Origin of the sequence: Piscirickettsia salmonis LF-89 = ATCC VR-1361 (assembly GCF_000297215.2) — a bacterium.
GTDB classification, from domain to species: domain Bacteria; phylum Pseudomonadota; class Gammaproteobacteria; order Piscirickettsiales; family Piscirickettsiaceae; genus Piscirickettsia; species Piscirickettsia salmonis.
The window spans coordinates 19,767-22,998 of the sequence record NZ_AMFF02000142.1 but is presented as its reverse complement, the minus strand read 5'-3'; the positions used below and the strand labels follow the sequence as shown (position 1 = coordinate 22,998).

Annotated in this window: 4 protein-coding genes; 3 read left to right on the top strand and 1 reads right to left on the bottom strand. The window is 39.4% G+C overall.

Going from position 1 to position 3,232, the window contains the following annotated elements; all coding sequences use genetic code 11:
* Together C200_RS12280 and C200_RS12275 are read left to right on the top strand one after the other, a co-directional pair.
* On the top strand, nt 1-963 hold a 963-nt coding region (locus tag C200_RS12280; protein WP_155276087.1), incomplete at its 5' end, for a D-alanine--D-alanine ligase family protein.
* A gap of 113 nt (nt 964-1,076) precedes the next feature.
* Entirely contained in the window at nt 1,077-1,409 is a 333-nt protein-coding gene (locus C200_RS12275) for a hypothetical protein (protein ID WP_016211940.1), read from the top strand.
* 120 nt (nt 1,410-1,529) lie between these two features.
* Here the strand turns inward: C200_RS12275 and C200_RS12270 are convergent, their stop codons facing one another.
* Entirely contained in the window at nt 1,530-2,789 is a 1,260-nt protein-coding gene (locus C200_RS12270; protein ID WP_016211942.1) for an ADP-ribosylhydrolase MavL family protein, read from the bottom strand.
* Between the two features lie 320 nt (nt 2,790-3,109).
* Here C200_RS12270 and C200_RS16785 point away from each other — a divergent pair.
* On the top strand, nt 3,110-3,232 hold a 123-nt coding region (locus C200_RS16785; RefSeq protein WP_016212054.1), incomplete at its 3' end, for a helix-turn-helix domain-containing protein.

Sequence of the window (3,232 nt, the reverse complement as noted above, 5' to 3'; positions counted from 1 at the left end):
CCATGGCTCGCAGCGATGGAAGCTGCTGTTTCTCGCTCCTCAGGCAGTGAAGTCGCAAAGGCATTAAAATTAAACTATCCAAACACAAAAACATTTGAACTAGATAATAATATCCATACTAATCTTGATAAAAACAAAACTGACCTTGTTTTTCCAGTATTGCATGGCCCTATCGGTGAGGATGGCACATTTCAAGGTTTTTTAGAAATTATTAACCTTCCCTATGTCGGTAATACTGTGCATGCGTCCTCATATGCTATGAATAAATTTATTGCTAAAACGTTCTTTGAAAATTCTAACCTACCCACTATTCCTGGCTTACTCTACACGCCTTACCACTCTCTAGAAATAACTTGTCATTATGCTTTAAAAACATTAGGTGAAAACCTAGTGATTAAACCATGCGACCAAGGCTCTGGCTTAGGTGTTGAATTTATCTCTGGTTTAAACTCCCTTAAAAAAACACTCAAAGCAAGCACACAACAATATGGTTCAGTCCTGATCGAACGCCAAATTAATGGCCGTGAACTCACAGTTGGTATTTTAGATTTAACGAATCAATTTCAATTACAAGCCTTCCCTGTTATCGAGGTTAAAACGCCTGAAAATAGCTGGTATGATTATAAACACCGCTATACTCCAGGGCTAAGCGAACACTTGATCCCAGCCCCCCTTTCTAAAGTACTGTCAGACCAACTGACTCAATTTGCTTATAGCGCTCACCAATCTCTGGGCTGCCGAGACTTATCACGTATTGACTTTTTGCTTGATGAGCAAAATACACCATTTATTCTCGAAGTAAATACCATGCCAGGGATGACCGCAACCAGCCTCTACCCTGAAGGTGCAAAAGCACTCGGCATAGAATTCCCCGAGTTATTAAGCCAACTTGTAGAAAATGCCTGGCGTAGAGACTCACAACAACAAATAAACAATATAAAAAAGCAAACCACCACGTCCTAACCGGATACACTAACTAACCTTCAATTTAAATAACCAGAATCTGTGCAGAATTAATCAATAAGCGATATATTAAAAAAGAAGGGATGCTCTTTTCTATACATTTGGAGTGTACGATGAAAAAAATCACTTATTCCTCTCTCAGCACCAGTATTACTTTAAGTTTAGGTTTAGGACTAAGCCTCTCCAGTACGAACACACATGCTTCTGTCTTTAACCATATGGAAGCCAAAATCGAACGCTCTGCAGCTTATAAAATTCATCGTCAATGTTATTTATTTGCGCAAGATCGAGCAAAAACTAGCCATCAAACCAATGGCACAACAGAAAAAAATCCTAAAAAAATATCTTATCATCAAATTTACCAAAGTACCTATGATCAATGCGTTAGCAGTGCAGTTAAACTACTTGGCAAAGATTTACAAAACTTGGAAAGTAAAATTCCATAGCTAATATAAAAAAATAAACAGCTATAAAATATACTTAAGAAGCTTCTCTACTATAAATAACGAAGCTTCTGTACTGTAGCTACAGTTCAAGTCAAACTTGCAGCAAACTCAAACTTACTCTTACATAACCAGACAAGGCTTAGATGATGCCTCATCGGCAGCAGGTTTCTGAACCCCTTGTTGAACAGATGAGAATACAGGCATCTGAACAGGTCGCTCCACGCGAGGAACAAAAATAGGCTGATCGCTAGGGATAACGGCATAACCACTCCCTGCTTCAAAGTCTCTTAATGTCTGTAACTGCCCATCATATGTATATACTTTCGCACTTGCCATACTCAAGTGAATATTGCGCTCTTTAAAGCACACTTCCCATGTTTTTCCTTGATTGCGGCCTGTTGGCAAATATCTAAATGACTCAGCATCATATTCACCAGCAAGACCACCACTCATCACCGACATTGCATTTGTCGCAAGACCCTTCACCCCATCATCAGTTTCTCTACGGCCAACATGCGCCTCATTACCAGGCATGGAGCAACCATCCCAAGCGACCGTTAAATACGAGTCACAGTTAGCATATCGACCATCTAAATAATCACGAGGGTGACAAAGCTGTGGCTGAGGGTTACGAGACTGAGGGTGTTTTAATGCTACCGTGTGAAACATAGTACCATTGATTTGCTCATCCCTTGGCTCACACTTATCAAAAGAGTCGTAATACACAGCCTTAATATGTGGAAATTTATCTCCATGCTGCCGTAGCAACTCTTGCAACGCATGCTGAAAACGCGTATGAATTTCTTCCTTAAACTTTCCAGCAAATTCACCACAACCCACACCCGGGATAGGCATAAAGGCATCTCTACCCTTCCTACCTGCACACTCATTGACTTCAACAAAATACGGCAAAAATCGACGCTCAATGAGCTGATAATAGCTTTCTTGGTCAATTCTACCAGCAACAATACACTCTTTCATATCAGGCGTCATCGCACCATTGCCAGTTCCAAGAACAGGGCCAGGAATAAAAGTTAAATTCAGCGCTAACGGCTCTGGATGAACCTGAGGGTCACGATGTCGACCATTATCATACGCCTCAACATCCATAGTCACTGCAATATCAGCCAAAATACCGGCCTCGACTAAAGACCAATCAGCTTTTGGATGATAATCAACCTCCAAGTTTGCAAATACTCTGTATCGTTTAGTGCGGATTAAATGGTCTAAAAACTCCTCAACGCTTAACCTTGATAAATCGACACCTTGTAGCGCTACTCGTAAATATTTTCCAGCTAAGCTAGGATTTCCCTTTAGTTTATCTAAATAGTCAGCTGCTTTACCAAAAGTAGCTTCATTGATTAAAACATGATATGGCATACATTTATCCCTTAGTATTTTATTGCAAATATTCTGATTACAATCATCACAATTTTAATTAAAAATTAATACAATCTTAATCAAGAGTAATAAGTCGCTATAATAAAAAAATACAGGCTGTCTTTCATAGCGATTTTTCATAAAACAATTATATAAATCTTGTAAATCACTAAAAACATAAATTGACTTAATAGGTCCTATGAAGCAAAAATGCTCCTATAGCGACACCGCCCTCCGTCATCTGAAGTGCAACACTCAGTAGAGAGTTCATATTCATACAGATAAACTCTCTAGTTCGCCTTTTGACTTAGAGGGTAGAGATGGTTTATCGGCACTTAAATGAAAAAGATCGTTTTTATATCGAACAACGGTTATCAGAGGGAGACTCGCTCAGATCAATTGCTAGAGCACTTGGCTTTTCTCCTAGCACGATTAGCCGTGAG